13 protein-coding genes and 2 other annotated features are annotated in these 15,173 nt (G+C 42.6%); all 13 genes read left to right on the top strand.

Annotation, left to right across the window (positions count from 1 at the left end):
- Nucleotides 1-175: 175 nt before the first annotated feature.
- On the top strand, nucleotides 176-2,812 hold the full coding sequence (gene polA, locus V1497_RS13820) for a DNA polymerase I (RefSeq protein ID WP_349408115.1): 2,637 nt from the start codon (nucleotides 176-178) through the stop codon (nucleotides 2,810-2,812).
- A 39-nt stretch (nucleotides 2,813-2,851) separates the two neighbouring features.
- Entirely contained in the window at nucleotides 2,852-3,676 is an 825-nt protein-coding gene (gene mutM, locus V1497_RS13815; protein WP_349408114.1) for a DNA-formamidopyrimidine glycosylase, read from the top strand.
- 134 nt (nucleotides 3,677-3,810) lie between these two features.
- Nucleotides 3,811-4,455: a sporulation membrane protein YtaF gene (gene ytaF / locus V1497_RS13810; protein WP_349408113.1), complete on the top strand. Its 645-nt coding sequence runs from the start codon at nucleotides 3,811-3,813 to the stop codon at nucleotides 4,453-4,455.
- Nucleotides 4,456-4,465: 10 nt separating this feature from the next.
- On the top strand, nucleotides 4,466-5,059 hold the full coding sequence (coaE, locus tag V1497_RS13805) for a dephospho-CoA kinase (RefSeq protein ID WP_349408112.1): 594 nt from the start codon (nucleotides 4,466-4,468) through the stop codon (nucleotides 5,057-5,059).
- Between the two features lie 151 nt (nucleotides 5,060-5,210).
- Complete coding sequence (locus tag V1497_RS13800; RefSeq protein ID WP_349408111.1) at nucleotides 5,211-6,254, top strand: glyceraldehyde-3-phosphate dehydrogenase; 1,044 nt, start codon at nucleotides 5,211-5,213, stop codon at nucleotides 6,252-6,254.
- Nucleotides 6,255-7,096: 842 nt separating this feature from the next.
- Entirely contained in the window at nucleotides 7,097-7,477 is a 381-nt protein-coding gene (gene speD / locus V1497_RS13795; protein ID WP_349408110.1) for an adenosylmethionine decarboxylase, read from the top strand.
- Nucleotides 7,478-7,667: 190 nt separating this feature from the next.
- Nucleotides 7,668-8,129: a transcriptional regulator NrdR gene (gene nrdR, locus V1497_RS13790; protein ID WP_349408109.1), complete on the top strand. Its 462-nt coding sequence runs from the start codon at nucleotides 7,668-7,670 to the stop codon at nucleotides 8,127-8,129.
- 181 nt (nucleotides 8,130-8,310) lie between these two features.
- Nucleotides 8,311-9,693 carry a replication initiation and membrane attachment family protein gene (locus V1497_RS13785; protein ID WP_349408108.1) on the top strand — a complete coding sequence of 461 codons (1,383 nt, stop codon included), beginning with the start codon at nucleotides 8,311-8,313 and terminating at the stop codon, nucleotides 9,691-9,693.
- 12 nt (nucleotides 9,694-9,705) lie between these two features.
- On the top strand, nucleotides 9,706-10,644 hold the full coding sequence (gene dnaI / locus V1497_RS13780; RefSeq protein WP_349408107.1) for a primosomal protein DnaI: 939 nt from the start codon (nucleotides 9,706-9,708) through the stop codon (nucleotides 10,642-10,644).
- A gap of 167 nt (nucleotides 10,645-10,811) precedes the next feature.
- Nucleotides 10,812-11,681, top strand: coding sequence for a sporulation protein YtxC (ytxC, locus tag V1497_RS13775; protein WP_349408106.1), 870 nt, complete (start codon nucleotides 10,812-10,814; stop codon nucleotides 11,679-11,681).
- A 69-nt stretch (nucleotides 11,682-11,750) separates the two neighbouring features.
- Nucleotides 11,751-11,983 (top strand) — a binding site (T-box leader).
- Between the two features lie 97 nt (nucleotides 11,984-12,080).
- Entirely contained in the window at nucleotides 12,081-14,015 is a 1,935-nt protein-coding gene (gene thrS, locus V1497_RS13770; protein ID WP_349408105.1) for a threonine--tRNA ligase, read from the top strand.
- Between the two features lie 200 nt (nucleotides 14,016-14,215).
- Nucleotides 14,216-14,350 (top strand) — a sequence feature (ribosomal protein L20 leader region).
- Nucleotides 14,351-14,432: 82 nt separating this feature from the next.
- Nucleotides 14,433-14,936 carry a translation initiation factor IF-3 gene (infC, locus tag V1497_RS13765; RefSeq protein WP_349408104.1) on the top strand — a complete coding sequence of 168 codons (504 nt, stop codon included), beginning with the start codon at nucleotides 14,433-14,435 and terminating at the stop codon, nucleotides 14,934-14,936.
- A gap of 19 nt (nucleotides 14,937-14,955) precedes the next feature.
- Complete coding sequence (gene rpmI, locus V1497_RS13760; protein ID WP_349408103.1) at nucleotides 14,956-15,144, top strand: 50S ribosomal protein L35; 189 nt, start codon at nucleotides 14,956-14,958, stop codon at nucleotides 15,142-15,144.
- Nucleotides 15,145-15,173: the final 29 nt, after the last annotated feature.

The following is a 15,173-nucleotide window of genomic DNA, read 5'->3' as shown; positions in this document are numbered from 1 at the left end:
TCCTTTTCAAAGGATCCCCTAATTTGGTCGAGAGCATTTCGCTCTCGTCTTTTTTTATGCTTTTAACTAGATATGTGGATTTATCGAACGTCATTGGCTTGCCCGCCCCCTCCACTTTTCCTTTCTACATTCAAACATGATAAAATAGAGCTAATGTTTACGAGGAGGAAATCGAATGGCTAAAAATAAACTCGTATTAATTGATGGAAATAGTATTGCCTACCGTGCATTCTTTGCATTGCCGCTCTTGAACAATGATAAGGGCGTCTATACTAACGCAGTGTACGGATTTACAACCATGTTGCTTAAAGTGCTTGAAGAAGAAGCACCAAGCCACATGCTGGTTGCATTTGACGCGGGTAAGACGACGTTCCGCCACAAAACGTACGGAGAATATAAAGGCGGTCGCCAAAAAACACCACCCGAACTATCAGAACAATTCCCATTGATTCGTGAATTATTGGATGCTTTTGATATAAAGCGTTATGAGCTTGAAAACTATGAAGCGGATGACATCATCGGAACGCTGTCTAAAACAGCGGATTCGAAAGAGTGGGAAGTGAAAGTCATCACAGGAGACAAAGACTTGCTTCAACTTGTTGATGAACATGTTAAAGTCAGTCTTACGAAAAAAGGGATTACGGATGTGGATACATACGACTTGAACCTTGTAGAAGAACGGTACGGTCTAAAGCCTGAACAGATCATCGATATGAAGGGGCTTATGGGAGATAGTTCGGATAACATCCCTGGTGTTCCAGGTGTCGGTGAAAAGACAGCGATCAAGTTATTGAAAGAATTCGGCACGGTGGAAAATGTCCTTGATTCCATCGATCAAGTGTCCGGTAAGAAGCTAAAAGAAAAGCTTGAGGATCATAAAGATCAGGCAGAAATGAGTAAAAAGCTTGCAACGATTGAAGTTGAGGCTCCAATTGAGATTGAATTGGAAAGCTGTACGTATACAAATGAAATCTCAGCCAAGGTCATCGAGTTATTCAAGGAATTAGGATTCAATTCCTTGCTGGACAGAGTGGACAGTGAAGCGGCAGAAGAAGCGGAAGCTCCTACTGAAGACATTGATTATGAAATTCTAAATGAAGTGAACGATGCCGACTTTGGCGATGAAGCAGCTGTTGTCGTCGAATGTCTGGAAGAGAATTATCATAATGGTGAAATTCTCGGAATCGGAATCGTTTCAGATAAAGGCAATTTCTTTGTCCCGACAGAGGTTGCATTGGAATCTGATGCACTCAAAAAATGGCTCGAAGATGATTCAATCGTCAAGTATTTACCTGATGCAAAACAAGCAACGGTATCTCTGGCCTGGAAAGGAATCAAGCTGAACGGTGTGAAATTTGACGCACTTATTGCAAGCTACTTGCTTAATCCATCAGATTCGTCCCACGATATCGCCTCCATTGCCACACGTCTCGGGGTGAAAGGGGTTTCCAGTAACGAAGCGGTGTACGGTAAAGGTGCAAAACAGAAGGTTCCTGAGCAAGAAGTGCTGAGTGAACATATTGTCCGGAAAGCTTTTGTATTACGTGAGGTTGTTCCAACATTGAAGGAAAGTCTCAAAAAGAATGAGCTTGAGATGCTTTTCTACGAACTTGAAATGCCGTTATCAATCGTGTTGGGCGAGATGGAACAGCAAGGCGTCCAGGTGGATGTGGAGCGTTTAGAACAGATGGGGAAAGATCTGAACGAACAGCTCAAAGATATTGAAAGCAAGATTTTCGAGCTTGCTGGAACTGAATTCAATATCAATTCACCAAAACAATTAGGTGAAGTGTTGTTTGAGAAGCTACAGCTGCCGGTCATCAAGAAAACGAAAACAGGATACTCGACGTCGGCGGACGTGCTTGAAAAGCTGAAGGATAAGCATGAAATCATTGAAGAAATCCTTTATTACCGCCAATTAGGTAAGCTGAATTCCACTTATGTAGAAGGACTATTGAAGGTCGTCCATCGGGATACGGAAAAAATCCATACCAGGTTCAATCAAGCTCTAGCACAAACTGGTCGTTTGAGTTCAATCGATCCGAACCTGCAAAACATTCCAATTCGATTGGAAGCAGGACGAAAGATCCGTCAGGCATTCATTCCGTCAGAAAATGATTGGGTCATCTTTGCAGCGGACTATTCACAAATCGAGCTTCGTGTCCTTGCACATATTGCGCAGGACGACAAAATGATGGAAGCGTTCAACGAAGAACAAGATGTACACACAAAAACCGCAATGGATGTCTTCCATGTCGAAAAAGACGAAGTGACAGCAGATATGCGTAGACAAGCGAAGGCTGTCAATTTCGGAATTGTCTATGGAATCAGTGATTACGGGCTCTCGCAAAGTCTTGGCATCACTAGAAAAGAAGCAGGAGAATTTATCGAGCGTTATTTGGAGAGCTTCCCAGGTGTAAAACAGTATATGGAAGATATCGTTCAGCAAGCGAAACGGGAAGGGTATGTCACGACGATGCTGAACCGCCGTCGATATTTACCTGAGATCACAAGCCGTAATTTTAACTTAAGAAGCTTTGCAGAACGTACAGCAATGAACACGCCGATACAGGGGTCTGCAGCTGATATCATCAAAAAAGCGATGGTAGAAATGGATAAGCGTTTGAAGAAGGAAAAGCTGCAAACGAGAATGTTGCTTCAAGTACATGATGAATTGATATTTGAAGCGCCAAAGGATGAAATCAAGAAGCTTGAAGAAATCGTACCTGAAGTCATGGAGAATGCAATCCAGTTAGATGTTCCATTGAAAGTGGATTATTCATATGGTGACACATGGTATGATGCCAAGTAATGGCTCTGTTCGGGCCGAATGGATGAAGGAGAAGTTGGAATGCCGGAATTACCAGAAGTAGAAACTGTAAGAAGAACACTTGAGAATCTCGTGCTTGGGAAAACGATAAATGAGGTAACCGTCAGATGGCCTAAAATCGTCAAACATCCTGATGACCTGCAAGAATTCAATGCTCTTCTTTCTGGTCAGACGATTCATTCGATCGGTCGACGCGGAAAGTTCCTCAAAATCATCCTTGACGATGTCGTCCTTGTTTCCCATCTAAGGATGGAAGGCCGATATGTCTATGTTGAGGGAGAAGAAGAGCCCGATAAACATACCCATGTCATCTTCCGATTTACCGATGGATCAGAACTATGGTATCGGGACGTCAGGAAGTTCGGCACAATGCATGTATATAAGATCGGTGAAGAAGAAGCGAATAAACCGCTTGTCCAGCTGGGACCAGAACCGTTGGACGAAACATTCAATCCGGATGAGTTATATGAGAAGCTTCAAAGGACGTCTCGGAAAATAAAACCGGCCTTATTAGATCAGGCAGTCTTGGTAGGGTTAGGAAACATCTATGTTGATGAAGCATTGTTCCGTGTAGGCTTACACCCGGAAACGGTCGCCCATAAACTAAGTAAACAACAAGTCATGAAGCTGCACAAAGCAATCGTGGAAACGTTGCAGGAAGCGGTAGATCAAGGAGGCAGTACCATTCGATCCTATGTCAATTCCCAAGGAGACATGGGTATGTTCCAGCAAAAGCTCGCTGTCTACGCCCGTAAAGGAGAGCCATGTGTGAATTGTGGGAAAGAAATCGAACGGATTGTCGTCGGAGGCAGAGGAACGCACATCTGCCCAAACTGTCAGAAATGAAATTTTTCTAAGGAACGATTTTCTGTCCTTCATTTTTCTTAGCATGGACGACACAAATTCAATGAATTCGGCGTACGTCGGATGGGCCCCAGCCATATACTATCCTAGTGTCAGAACGAGGAGGATGTATAGAAGTGACAGGATGGGTGGCCCTCATGACACTGACGATCGCTGTCAGTATGGACAGTTTCGGCGTCGGTGTAACGTATGGTGTACGTCGGATGAAAATTACCTTCTTCTCAATCTTGTTGATTGCAATCTGTTCTGCGATGATGCTGCTTGCAGCCATGAACCTTGGCTCCATCATCAGTACATTTTTATCTCCAAGTATCGCGGAAAAGATAGGCGGCGTATTATTAATCAGCCTTGGATTCTATGTTCTTTGGCAATTTTTCAAGAAGAATGATGAGAGACCTGATAAGAAAACAGAATCAGATTCCACCTACATCTGGAATATGGAAATCCGTTCACTCGGAATTGTCATCCAAATCTTGAGGACTCCGGATGCGGCGGATATCGACCGGTCTGGAACCATAGCTGGATTGGAGGCATTACTTCTTGGGCTTGCTCTTTCTTTGGATTCCTTTGCGGCAGGTCTCGGTGCTTCCTTGCTCGGTTTTCCGCATCTGCAGACAGCGTTGTTCGTTTCGACAATGAGTGCTTTTTTTCTTGTGTCGGGAATGAAAGTAGGCAAAGTATTATCGAATTTACCAACGATGCGGCTGTTCAGTTTTTTACCAGGAATCATGTTGATTGTATTAGGTTTTTTCAAATTGTGAGGTGTTACGTTTGATTGTAGGTTTGACTGGTGGAATCGCGAGTGGGAAGAGTACGATATCAGAAATGATAAAAATGTTTGAAATACCTGTAGTTGATGCAGATCAAATCGCCCGGCAGGTCGTCATGCCGGGTGAAAAAGCTTATGAAGAAATCGTCGCAGCTTTTGGTGAAAACATCGTAACGGATGACGGTACCATTGATCGCAAAAAGCTGGGAGCAATCATTTTCAATGATGATCAAAAGCGGAAGACATTGAACGGTATTGTCCATCCAGCAGTCCGAAAAGAGATGCTGAATCAAAAAACGGAATTATTAAAGGAACACAAGGATATTATCCTGGATATTCCATTGCTTTTTGAAAGCAAATTGACACATATGGTTGAGAAGACATTACTTGTTTATGTCCACCCTAAAACCCAGTTAGAGCGCTTGATGGCTCGTGATCAGTCCACAAAAGAAGAAGCACAATCCCGTATACAATCCCAAATCCCACTTGATAAGAAACGTGATTGGGCTGACGAGATCATTGATAATAATGGGACTGTTGAGGAGAGCAGACAACAATTGATACATATCTTCACCAAATGGCAGATCCTCAACTGAAAAAGTTACAGTATGATGAACAAAAAGGCCGGGCACCGGCCTCTTTTTTTTATTTTTATTAAATTTAGTGTTCCCTTTGACATACAATATGTTATACTAATTTTAGATTTTTAGAAAAAAGTATAGCACTTTATTGTGGAGGGATTTCAACATGAAAGCTAGAGTAGCAATTAATGGATTTGGACGCATTGGAAGAATGGTCTTCCGTAAAGCGATGAAAAATGATCAATTAGATGTTGTTGCGATAAATGCAAGTTATCCTGCAGAAACACTCGCTCATATGGTTAAATACGATAGCATTCATGGGACTTATGATCTTGAAGTCGATTCAAAGGAAAATGCTTTACTTATTGATGGTAAAGAGATCAAATTGCTTAGCAACCGTGATCCGAAACAGCTTCCTTGGAAGGATATGAATGTCGATATCGTCATCGAAGCAACAGGAAAGTTCACTTCAAAAGAAACTGCCGGTTACCATCTTGAAGCAGGTGCGAAAAAGGTCATCATCACTGCACCTGGTAAAAATGAAGATATCACAATTGTCATGGGCGTAAATGATGACGCTTACAATGCAGAGGAACACCATATTATCTCCAACGCATCTTGTACGACGAACTGCCTGGCGCCTGTCGTAAAGGTGTTGGATGATCAGTTTGGAATTGAAAACGGTGTCATGACGACTGTCCATGCCTATACAAATGATCAGAAGAACATTGATAATCCACATAAAGACTTGAGAAGAGCACGTGCATGCGGCCAATCCATCATCCCGACTTCCACTGGTGCTGCTAAAGCGATCGCTAAAGTCATGCCTCAATTGGACGGTAAGCTTCATGGTATGGCATTACGTGTGCCGACACCGAATGTTTCACTCGTCGACCTTGTTGTAGATTTGAAAGTGGACGTTTCTGTTGAACGTGTCAATGAAGCACTTGAGAGCGCATCCCAAGGTTCGTTGCAAGGCATCCTCGGTTACTGTGAAGAACCACTTGTATCCATTGATTTCAATGGAAATGAAAACTCTTCCATCATTGATGCAATGTCAACGATGGTAATTGAAGATCGAAAAGTGAAAGTATTGGCATGGTACGACAATGAGTGGGGTTATTCCTGCCGAGTTGTTGACTTAGCTGAGAAGGTAGCTGAGCATTTGATGACGGATTCTACGAACAAAAGCGTGTTAGGTACCGCTTGAAATAAACGTAAAAGTGAAGAAGATTGACTCTCCATCGGAGTCAATCTTAAGACTGTCGAGTCAATCTCGGCAGTTTTTTTATTAGGATGATTATTCGCACCGCAAAAACACTGAATCGACGATATTGCACCCCGAAAGCGGCCCATTCGCACCCCGAAAACGCTGAATCGACGATATTGCACCCCGAAAGCGGCTCATTCGCACCGCAAAAACAATGAATCGACGATATTGCACCCCGAAAGCGGCCCATTCGCACCCCAAAAACACTGAATCGACGATATTGCACCCCTAAAGCGGCTCATTCGCACCCTGAAAACGCTGAATCGACGATATTGCACCCCGAAAGCGGCTCATTCGTACCCCAAAAAGGCTGAATCGACGATATCGCACCCTGATAAAACGGAAAAGAGGCTGACGGCTACAGCCTCAAAATTTGATTCCCGTCGATTATTTTTGTGAAGATAGGAAAATTGAACCTATTTCTGCTAGGTGGATCGGGCGGGGTGTTTGGATTGATCTTGCGACACTGGACCTGGAAATAATCTTCTAAGCTAGTGCTGTCATTATTTAGGCGGAAAAATGTGTTCATTGTTCATGTTTTTATTGGTAATTCTAGTGGAAGTGTACATATATATGGAGGTGAATATATAAAAAAATACATCTTGCAAAAAAGTAAGAAAAGAAGTATACTGTTCATCGTGAACTTCAAGTTATAAGCAAATACAGGAACTGGATACTACTTAAAGGGTTAGGACCTCTCTGGACTAACTTTCCCCCGTGGTAATTTTCCATTTCCGCATGCTTTTGAAGGCATGATTATTAAACAAAGGGGGACTATGCAAATGGATACAATGGGACGTCATGTGATTTCTGAATTATGGGGATGTGACACGGAGAAGTTGAACAATATGCAATATATTGAACAACTTTTTGTAGAAGCTGCTCTAAAGTCAGGTGCTGAGATCAGAGAAGTTGCTTTTCATAAATTTGCACCACATGGAGTGAGCGGTGTCGTCATCATTTCTGAATCACACTTGACCATACACAGTTTTCCAGAGCATGGTTATGCTAGTATTGATGTTTATACGTGTGGCGATCTAGATCCGAATGTAGCTGCAAATTACATTGCAGAAGCGCTTGGAGCAACATCTAAAGAAAATTTCGAACTCCCAAGAGGGATGGGTCCAGTGAAGGTTGGACAAAAGAAAGTTTCTGCTTACTAAATTAAACAAACAAACACAACAGGGTGTGCCTATGCACACCCTTTTTTCAATAGTTTGTGATTGACGGAAAAGAACTTGTCACAGCAGACCCTTTCTACTATCATTAAAGAGTAAAGATATCAATAAAATTTCGTTAAAACGATTCATTCATACATGATAAAGAGTCGTTCATCGATGTGGGGTTGGTTAAATGCGTTGTCCAAACTGTCAAAATAACGGTACAAGGGTGTTAGATTCCCGACCTGTTCATAGTGGTCGATCAATTCGTCGTCGTAGAGAATGTGAAGCTTGTAACTACAGGTTCACGACCTTTGAAACAGTAGAGGAGATTCCGCTTGTTGTCGTCAAAAAAGAGGGCACTCGCGAAGAATTCAACCGTGATAAGATCCTTAGAGGACTGATTAAAGCATGTGAAAAACGCCCCGTTCCTTTTGAGAGACTGGAAGAAGTAGTGAATTCTGTAGAGAAGGATCTACGAAATGACGGTGTTTCTGAGATACTGAGCAAGGATATCGGTGAACGTGTTATGGATCATCTTGCAAAGATAGATGAAGTTGCCTACGTTCGTTTCGCATCTGTTTATAGACAATTCAAGGACATCAACGTTTTTATCGATGAATTGAAGGAACTTTTAAAACGAGAGAACCAGTAAAGCGGGTTGACCTATGACAAGCTGTCAGGCACCTCCCAACACCTATAAGGATACACATTTCTAATAATTTGTTGGTGATAAAGGGGCTTCCGACGCAAGTGGGTCACCCCTTTTTTCTCTAGTAGCGAGTACTGGTTCAATCAATAAAGTCAATTTTTGAGATAGATTAGGTGAAGAAAATATGACGAATCACTGGAAAGAGATTCTTCCTGTCGATCGATATTCTGTTTTCTGTAGGGGACGGATTCGCTCAGAGGACATGAATGTCGTGACACTTTTGTATCAACCATTAATTGGTGCGAAAGCCTATAGTTTGTATATGACCTTGATGGAAGAATTAGGTTCGAATGAATCTTCTCATCATAGCTTGATGAATTATACACAAATGAATTTACAGCAGATTTTTGAAGAACGGAAGAAGCTTGAAGCAATCGGACTGATGAAAACCTATCAGAAGACATCAGATGATGATCGGGTATTTTTATATGAATTGTTGCCTGTCATGTCACCGGAAGAATTTTTCAAGGATGACATCAGTGTTTACCTTTATGGTCGTCTCGGTAAGGACCGATATCTCGAGGTCAAGAGACGATTGTGTATGAAGCCGGTAGACACACGTGATTATCATGAGATTACGGCAAGCTTTAATGAAGTCTTCCACTCCTTACATCAGTCGGAGATGCGAGCGGGTCTCCATCCAGAAGTCCACCAATCCGATTCAACAGGAAGTGAATCAGAAAAGATAGCAACCAGCCGATCTCCACAATTCACGGAAGAGGATTTTGATTTTGACTTGCTCGTACGTAATTTAAGCAGCTTCATTATACCGTCGGAAGTTATAACAAGTGAAATCAAGGATGCGATTTATCGACTAGCATTCATTTACGAGATTTCGCCATTGGATATGAGCAGTATTATTCAACAAGCTTATTTTAGAGATGACGTTTTGACAGTCAAATCACTCAGAAATGAAGTGCAAAGGTGGTACAAGATCGAAAAGCCTGGTCAACTGCCTACACTGAGTGTGAGAAAGCAAGAGGACTCCCCTGCTCCGGCAAATACACAATCTCCACAGACACCGGAAGAAATGATGGTTCATACATTTGAAACGATCTCACCTAAAGCGTTACTGGAACGACATAGTGAGGGTGGCCGAGCAGCAAGTGCAGATCTTAAATTGATTGATACGATCATGTTCGATCAAAATCTGCCTGCCGGGGTTGTCAATGTGTTGATTGATTATGTCCTTAATACGAACGACATGAAGTTGATTCATAGTCATGTCGAAAAAATTGCAAGCCAATGGAAGCGTAAGAAAATAAAAACGGTCAAAGACGCTATGGCCCTGGCAAAGGCTGAGCATCAGAAATATCAGGCGTACAAAAATCAGAAATCGAATTTCAACCCGAAATATTCAAAATATCAACGGAATGAAGTACGAAGAGATAAATTGCCGAAGTGGATGAAAGATGATCATAATCATCAACCAAAGGAAAAGAAGAACCAACAATCTGTTTCAGAAATGGATGAAAAGTGGTTGGAAGACTATTTGAAAGAATTATAGGAGGTGTCAAGATTGAAATCATTATCAGAAACGATGCAAGGTTTCTCTGAAAAATCGAAGGTTCAAAAACAGTTGATGGCGGTTAAAAGTAAAGTCTTGGCACATCCTGAATGGCAAGCCTTCCACAAAGCTCATCCAGAGATCACGAATGAAATGATTAATCGTAGCTTGCCGAGAATACTGGAGTTCCTTGAAGGGACGAAACGGTGTGAAGGATGCAAGGATCTGAAGCACTGTCAAAATATGATCAAAGGGTATGAGCCGGAATTATTCATCAATGGTCAAATCATCGACATCACCTATAACCGGTGTCAGAACAAAAGAGCGCAAGACGAAATGGAAAAGCTGCAATCCTTAATAAAAAGTTATTTCATCCCGAAGGATATCCTTTCTGCAACCTTTGACCAATTCGATCGGAAAGATCAGGAAAGATACCTTGCGACTCGTAAAGCGGCAGAATTCGTGAAATCAGTCATCGACCCTGAAGACAATCCGAAAGGGCTGTATGTTCATGGAAGCTTCGGAGTTGGGAAAACATTCTTAATGGGCGCAATCGCCAACGCTCTTGCTAAGAAAAAAATCCAAACGATGCTTGTGTACACACCTGACTTCTTCAGAGAAATGAAAACGTCCATCGGAGATCAGACGGTCGATGAAAAGTTGAACGTGATAAAAAATGCCCCTGTGCTTGTATTGGACGATATCGGAGCAGAATCGATGTCGAGCTGGGTGAGAGATGAAGTGCTCGGCTCCATCCTACAATATCGTATGATGGAAAAGCTCCCGACTTGTTATACCTCCAATTATGATTACGAAGAATTGGAGGATCATTTGGCATATTCCCAAAAGGCGGGGATTGAGCAGATGAAAGCAAAACGGATCATGGAACGCATCAAGCATTTCACAACTGAAATCAAGCTTGGTGGAGAAAACAGAAGAAGCAATGCTTAGAGACTGATGAACATCAGTCTCTTTTTTTTATACAGGTCAGGTGATGTATCGAATATGCTGCATGAGGATCATTGAGCTCCTCTAGGCATGTGGAAATGTTCCTGAATGAATAATCTTCCAATTTGTTCATATATTGTAGCAATGAATATGGACAAGGAGGATAAAGGTTGGTTACGATCCATTTCCTAGATGAAAAAGAAGGACATTACCTGTATAAACGTGTAGCCAAATTACTTAGCAACCACAAAAAATCCAACCGGTCTACCCCCGTCAAGATCCATTTTACAGACGATCTTGCCCTGACGATTGATTTTGATTCCCGGGATCCGGTTTGTGACATGCTAAAACCGACGTTATTGAACTTTTTCGCCGAGCATATCATACGGACAAGAGAGGACAGCTGGATTATCCGTATATTAGAGCACACCTATTATTTTCAGGATAAAGAAGAACAATCACAGATCCTGCCGATTGTCCGTTGCTTGTTAGATGGGCATGGAGATGACATTCCCGCAGTGAGGGAATTGCCACGGAGAGAGGATGTCATTGTGGAAGCGTTGGAAGTGCTCTTCGATTGTGACATGGTGTTTTCTTATGAATCCTTCTTGCAATTTCGATTGAAGTCATACCGGGAACTCCTTCAAACCTATATTGAATGCGCCATTGATGAATTCAAACTGGAGCAGGAATACCAGGAGTACATTCATCAATTGAGACAATATGTCAAAACCCGGGTCTCTCTGTTCTCTATCGTTTATCTCAAGCATGAGCCTGACAGGTTCAGGGTATACAACGAGCATGATTATGAGTTGAAGCAAGAAGACATCAACAGTTTGATGCTGGATGAACAGAAACGATTTGAAGATTTTGCTGGGCCGGATGTTTTGAAACTGTTGATTGAAATCGCCCCTTCGAAAATTTATCTCTTCACAGATGAAACAGATGCCACCTTGCACCAAGCGATTCAAAATATTTTTCAGGAACGGGTCAAGTTTTTTCCTTGTAGTAAGTTTGAGGATCGCCAGCAAAAACTTTAATGTGTCTGAATAAAGGCTTGATTTTCTTTGGTGAAGTGAATATAATACTACATAACAATAAGCTACATTACCAAAGTATCGATGAGGACATGAGCCTTTTTACAGACTGGTTACCAGAGAGGAGAGCCTTAGCTGAAAGCTCTTCACCATGTCAGAAGGACTTACCACCTCTGAACTTCAACGGGGAATTTTGAAGTATCCGTTGACGGCGAATGACCGTTAAACATTCCAAGTGCTGATTCGTATTTTTCACATACGATCGGAACGAGGGTGGAACCGCGAGTACAACACTCGTCCCTTTCTTAGGGACGGGTGTTTTTTATTTCTTTCGGTTGCTAGCCGCATAGAGAAATGGAATCCGTAGTGGTAGTGATTACGTAAATTGTAGGAGTGAGAACCATGTCTAAAGTAAACATTACGTTTCCAGACGGAGCTGTAAAAGAATTTGATAAAGGCGTAACAACAGAAGATATTGCGGCGTCAATCAGCCCCGGTTTGAAAAAGAAGGCAATTGCCGGAAAGCTTGACGATCAATTGCTCGATTTACGTCAACCGATTGAGCGTGACGGTGCAATTACGATCATCATGCCGGACTCTGAGGAAGGTCTTGAAATCATCCGTCACAGTACAGCTCACTTGATGGCTCAAGCAATCAAGCGTGTATTTAAAGATGAAAAGATCCAGCTCGGTGTTGGGCCTGTCATTGAGAATGGATTCTACTATGACATCGATATGGAGTATCGTCTGACTGAAGAAGATTTTCCGAAAATCGAAAAAGAAATGAAGAAAATTGTAGATGAAAATCTCGAGATTACACGTGAAGAGGTCAGCCGTGAAGAAGCGATCCGCCGTTACAAAGAAATGGGCGATGAGCTGAAGGTGGAACTCGTTGAAGCCATTCCAGAAGGAGAGCCGATTACGTTCTATCACCAGGGAGAGTTTTTCGACCTTTGCCGTGGTGTACACGTTCCTCAAACAAGCAAGTTGAAAGTGTTCAAACTGATGAACATTTCAGGCGCTTACTGGCGAGGCGACAGCGATAATCAAATGCTGCAACGTGTTTACGGTACTGCGTTCAATAAGAAATCCGAGCTAGAAGAGCACCTTCATTTCTTGGAAGAGGCGAAAGAGCGTGACCACCGTAAACTTGGAAAGGAACTCGAGATCTTCACGATTTCACAAAAAGTCGGGCAAGGCTTGCCGATCTGGCTGCCGAAAGGTGCTACGATCCGCCGTGTCATCGAGCGTTATATCGTTGATACAGAAGTGAAGCTCGGTTATGATCACGTATACACGCCGCACCTTGGTAGCGTTGAGCTCTATAAGACATCTGGACACTGGGACCATTACCAGGAGGACATGTATCCAGCGATCGAGATGGAAAATGAACAGCTCGTGCTCCGTCCGATGAACTGTCCGCACCATATGATGATTTATAAGAATGCAATGCACAGCTACCGTGATCTTCCGGTTCGTATCGCTGAACTGGGTACGATGCACCGTCATGAAATGTCAGGAGCTCTTGCTGGTTTACAACGTGTCCGTTCCATGACGTTGAATGATGCGCACATTTTCGTCCGTCCAGATCAGTTGAAGGAAGAGTTCATCCGTGTCGTTCAATTGGTTCAGAAAGTATACAAAGACTTCGGAATTAACGATTACAAGTTTCGTCTTTCCTACCGTGATCCAGCGGATAAAGAAAAGTACGTCGACAACGATGAAATGTGGGAAAGAGCTCAAGCGTTGTTGAAGGAAACGATGGAAGATATGAATTTGAACTATGTGGAAGCAGAAGGCGAAGCAGCTTTCTATGGTCCGAAGCTGGACGTTCAGGTAAAAACAGCTCTCGGAAAGGAAGAAACACTTTCCACTGTACAGCTTGACTTCCACTTGCCGGAACGCTTCGACCTTACGTATAAAGGCAGCGATGGTCAGGACCACCGCCCAGTCGTCATCCACCGTGGCGTCGTGTCAACGATGGAACGTTTTGTCGCATTCTTGATTGAAGAGTACAAAGGTGCACTGCCGACCTGGTTAGCGCCAGTCCAAGCGAAAATCATCCCGGTTTCTTCAGTTCATATGGATTATGCGTACAAAGTGAATGAAGAGCTGAAGGCGAGCGGCATCCGTGTTGAAGTCGATTCTCGTGAAGAGAAGATCGGATACAAGATCCGTGAAGCACAAATGAAGAAAATCCCTTACATGCTCATCGTCGGAGACCAGGAAATCGAATCGAATGCTGTAAACGTTCGAAAGTACGGTGAACAGGATTCAGAAACGGTACCATTTGAAAGCTTCAAGGAGAAATTGCTCGCTGAAATTGAACATAGCTAATTGATTGTAGGAAGAGACGATCTAAGTGGGTCGTCTCTTTTTTTGTTGTAAAAAGGTGCCAAATGAAATCTTGAAAAAATTCTCTTGAAATTCATCGGAAGATAAGATATGCTATAAAGGTTGAATAAAGCACAGGTCAAGAACTTGACAGGTGCGTAGCGTCGATGATATGATTCTAATGTGATAATAATCGAATATTCTTGTAAAAGCAGAAGCACCCGCTTCTCACCTGATTGGCGCATGAATGTGCAGCTGACAGGTACGATGAACGAGATCTCATTGTAAGATCGATATTTCAGTGTGGGTGTGGTATGCGCCGACGCTTTTTCTATTTTGTTTTAAAAATAGATTTGCATGTTTTACAAGAACATATTAGGTTGTAAAAATCGATGGAGGTGGCTCATTATTAGTAAGGACATGATGGTCAACGATGGCATTCGCGCTCGCGAAGTTCGCCTGATTGGCGCCAATGGAGATCAAATTGGCGTAAAAACTCGTCAAGAAGCACTTGAGATTGCTCAGAACGCAAACCTGGATCTTGTTCTTGTTGCCCCTAACGCAAAACCACCGGTATGCCGAATCATGGACTACGGGAAGTACCGTTACGAGCAACAGAAAAAAGAAAAAGAAGCGCGTAAGAATCAAAAAACGATTACGACGAAAGAAGTTCGTCTTAGTCCGAATATTGAAGAACATGATTTCAATACAAAGCTTCGTAACGCGAGAAAGTTCCTTGACAAAGGGAACAAAGTGAAAGCGTCCATCCGTTTCCGAGGTCGTGCGATCACTCACTCCGAGCTTGGACGTGAAGTGCTCATGCGAATGGCAAAAGAATGTGAGGATCTTGGAACAATTGAATCCAAGCCGAAAATGGAAGGTCGCAGTATGTTTCTAATCCTCGCTCCAATCAACGAAAAGTAATTAAAGGAGGAACTCTACTATGCCTAAAATGAAATCTCATAAAGGGACTGCTAAGCGATTCAAGAAAACTGGAACTGGGAAGTTGAAGCGTGCACACGCATTCACAAGCCACATGTTCCGTAACAAGTCTCAAAAGCAAAAGCGTAAGCTTCGTAAGTCTGCTCTTGTATCTAAAGGTGACTACAAGCGCATCAAAGACATGATCTAAATCGGAAGTCAAAAGTCATTTTCGACTTT

Source organism: Pseudalkalibacillus sp. SCS-8, from assembly GCF_040126055.1.
GTDB classification, from domain to species: Bacteria; Bacillota; Bacilli; order Bacillales; family Fictibacillaceae; genus Pseudalkalibacillus; species Pseudalkalibacillus nanhaiensis.
This window is presented reverse-complemented; position numbering and strand designations above follow the sequence as displayed.

Excerpts from the sequence above, each read along its gene's own strand:
- mutM (WP_349408114.1), top strand. The coding sequence starts at position 2,852 with ATGCCGGAATTACCAGAAGTAGAAACTGTAAGAAGAACACTTGAGAAT.
- thrS (WP_349408105.1), top strand. The coding sequence starts at position 12,081 with ATGTCTAAAGTAAACATTACGTTTCCAGACGGAGCTGTAAAAGAATTT.
- rpmI (WP_349408103.1), top strand. The coding sequence starts at position 14,956 with ATGCCTAAAATGAAATCTCATAAAGGGACTGCTAAGCGATTCAAGAAA.
- infC (WP_349408104.1), top strand. The coding sequence starts at position 14,433 with ATGATGGTCAACGATGGCATTCGCGCTCGCGAAGTTCGCCTGATTGGC.
- speD (WP_349408110.1), top strand. The coding sequence starts at position 7,097 with ATGGATACAATGGGACGTCATGTGATTTCTGAATTATGGGGATGTGAC.
- nrdR (WP_349408109.1), top strand. The coding sequence starts at position 7,668 with ATGCGTTGTCCAAACTGTCAAAATAACGGTACAAGGGTGTTAGATTCC.
- V1497_RS13785 (WP_349408108.1), top strand. The coding sequence starts at position 8,311 with ATGACGAATCACTGGAAAGAGATTCTTCCTGTCGATCGATATTCTGTT.
- polA (WP_349408115.1), top strand. The coding sequence starts at position 176 with ATGGCTAAAAATAAACTCGTATTAATTGATGGAAATAGTATTGCCTAC.
- V1497_RS13800 (WP_349408111.1), top strand. The coding sequence starts at position 5,211 with ATGAAAGCTAGAGTAGCAATTAATGGATTTGGACGCATTGGAAGAATG.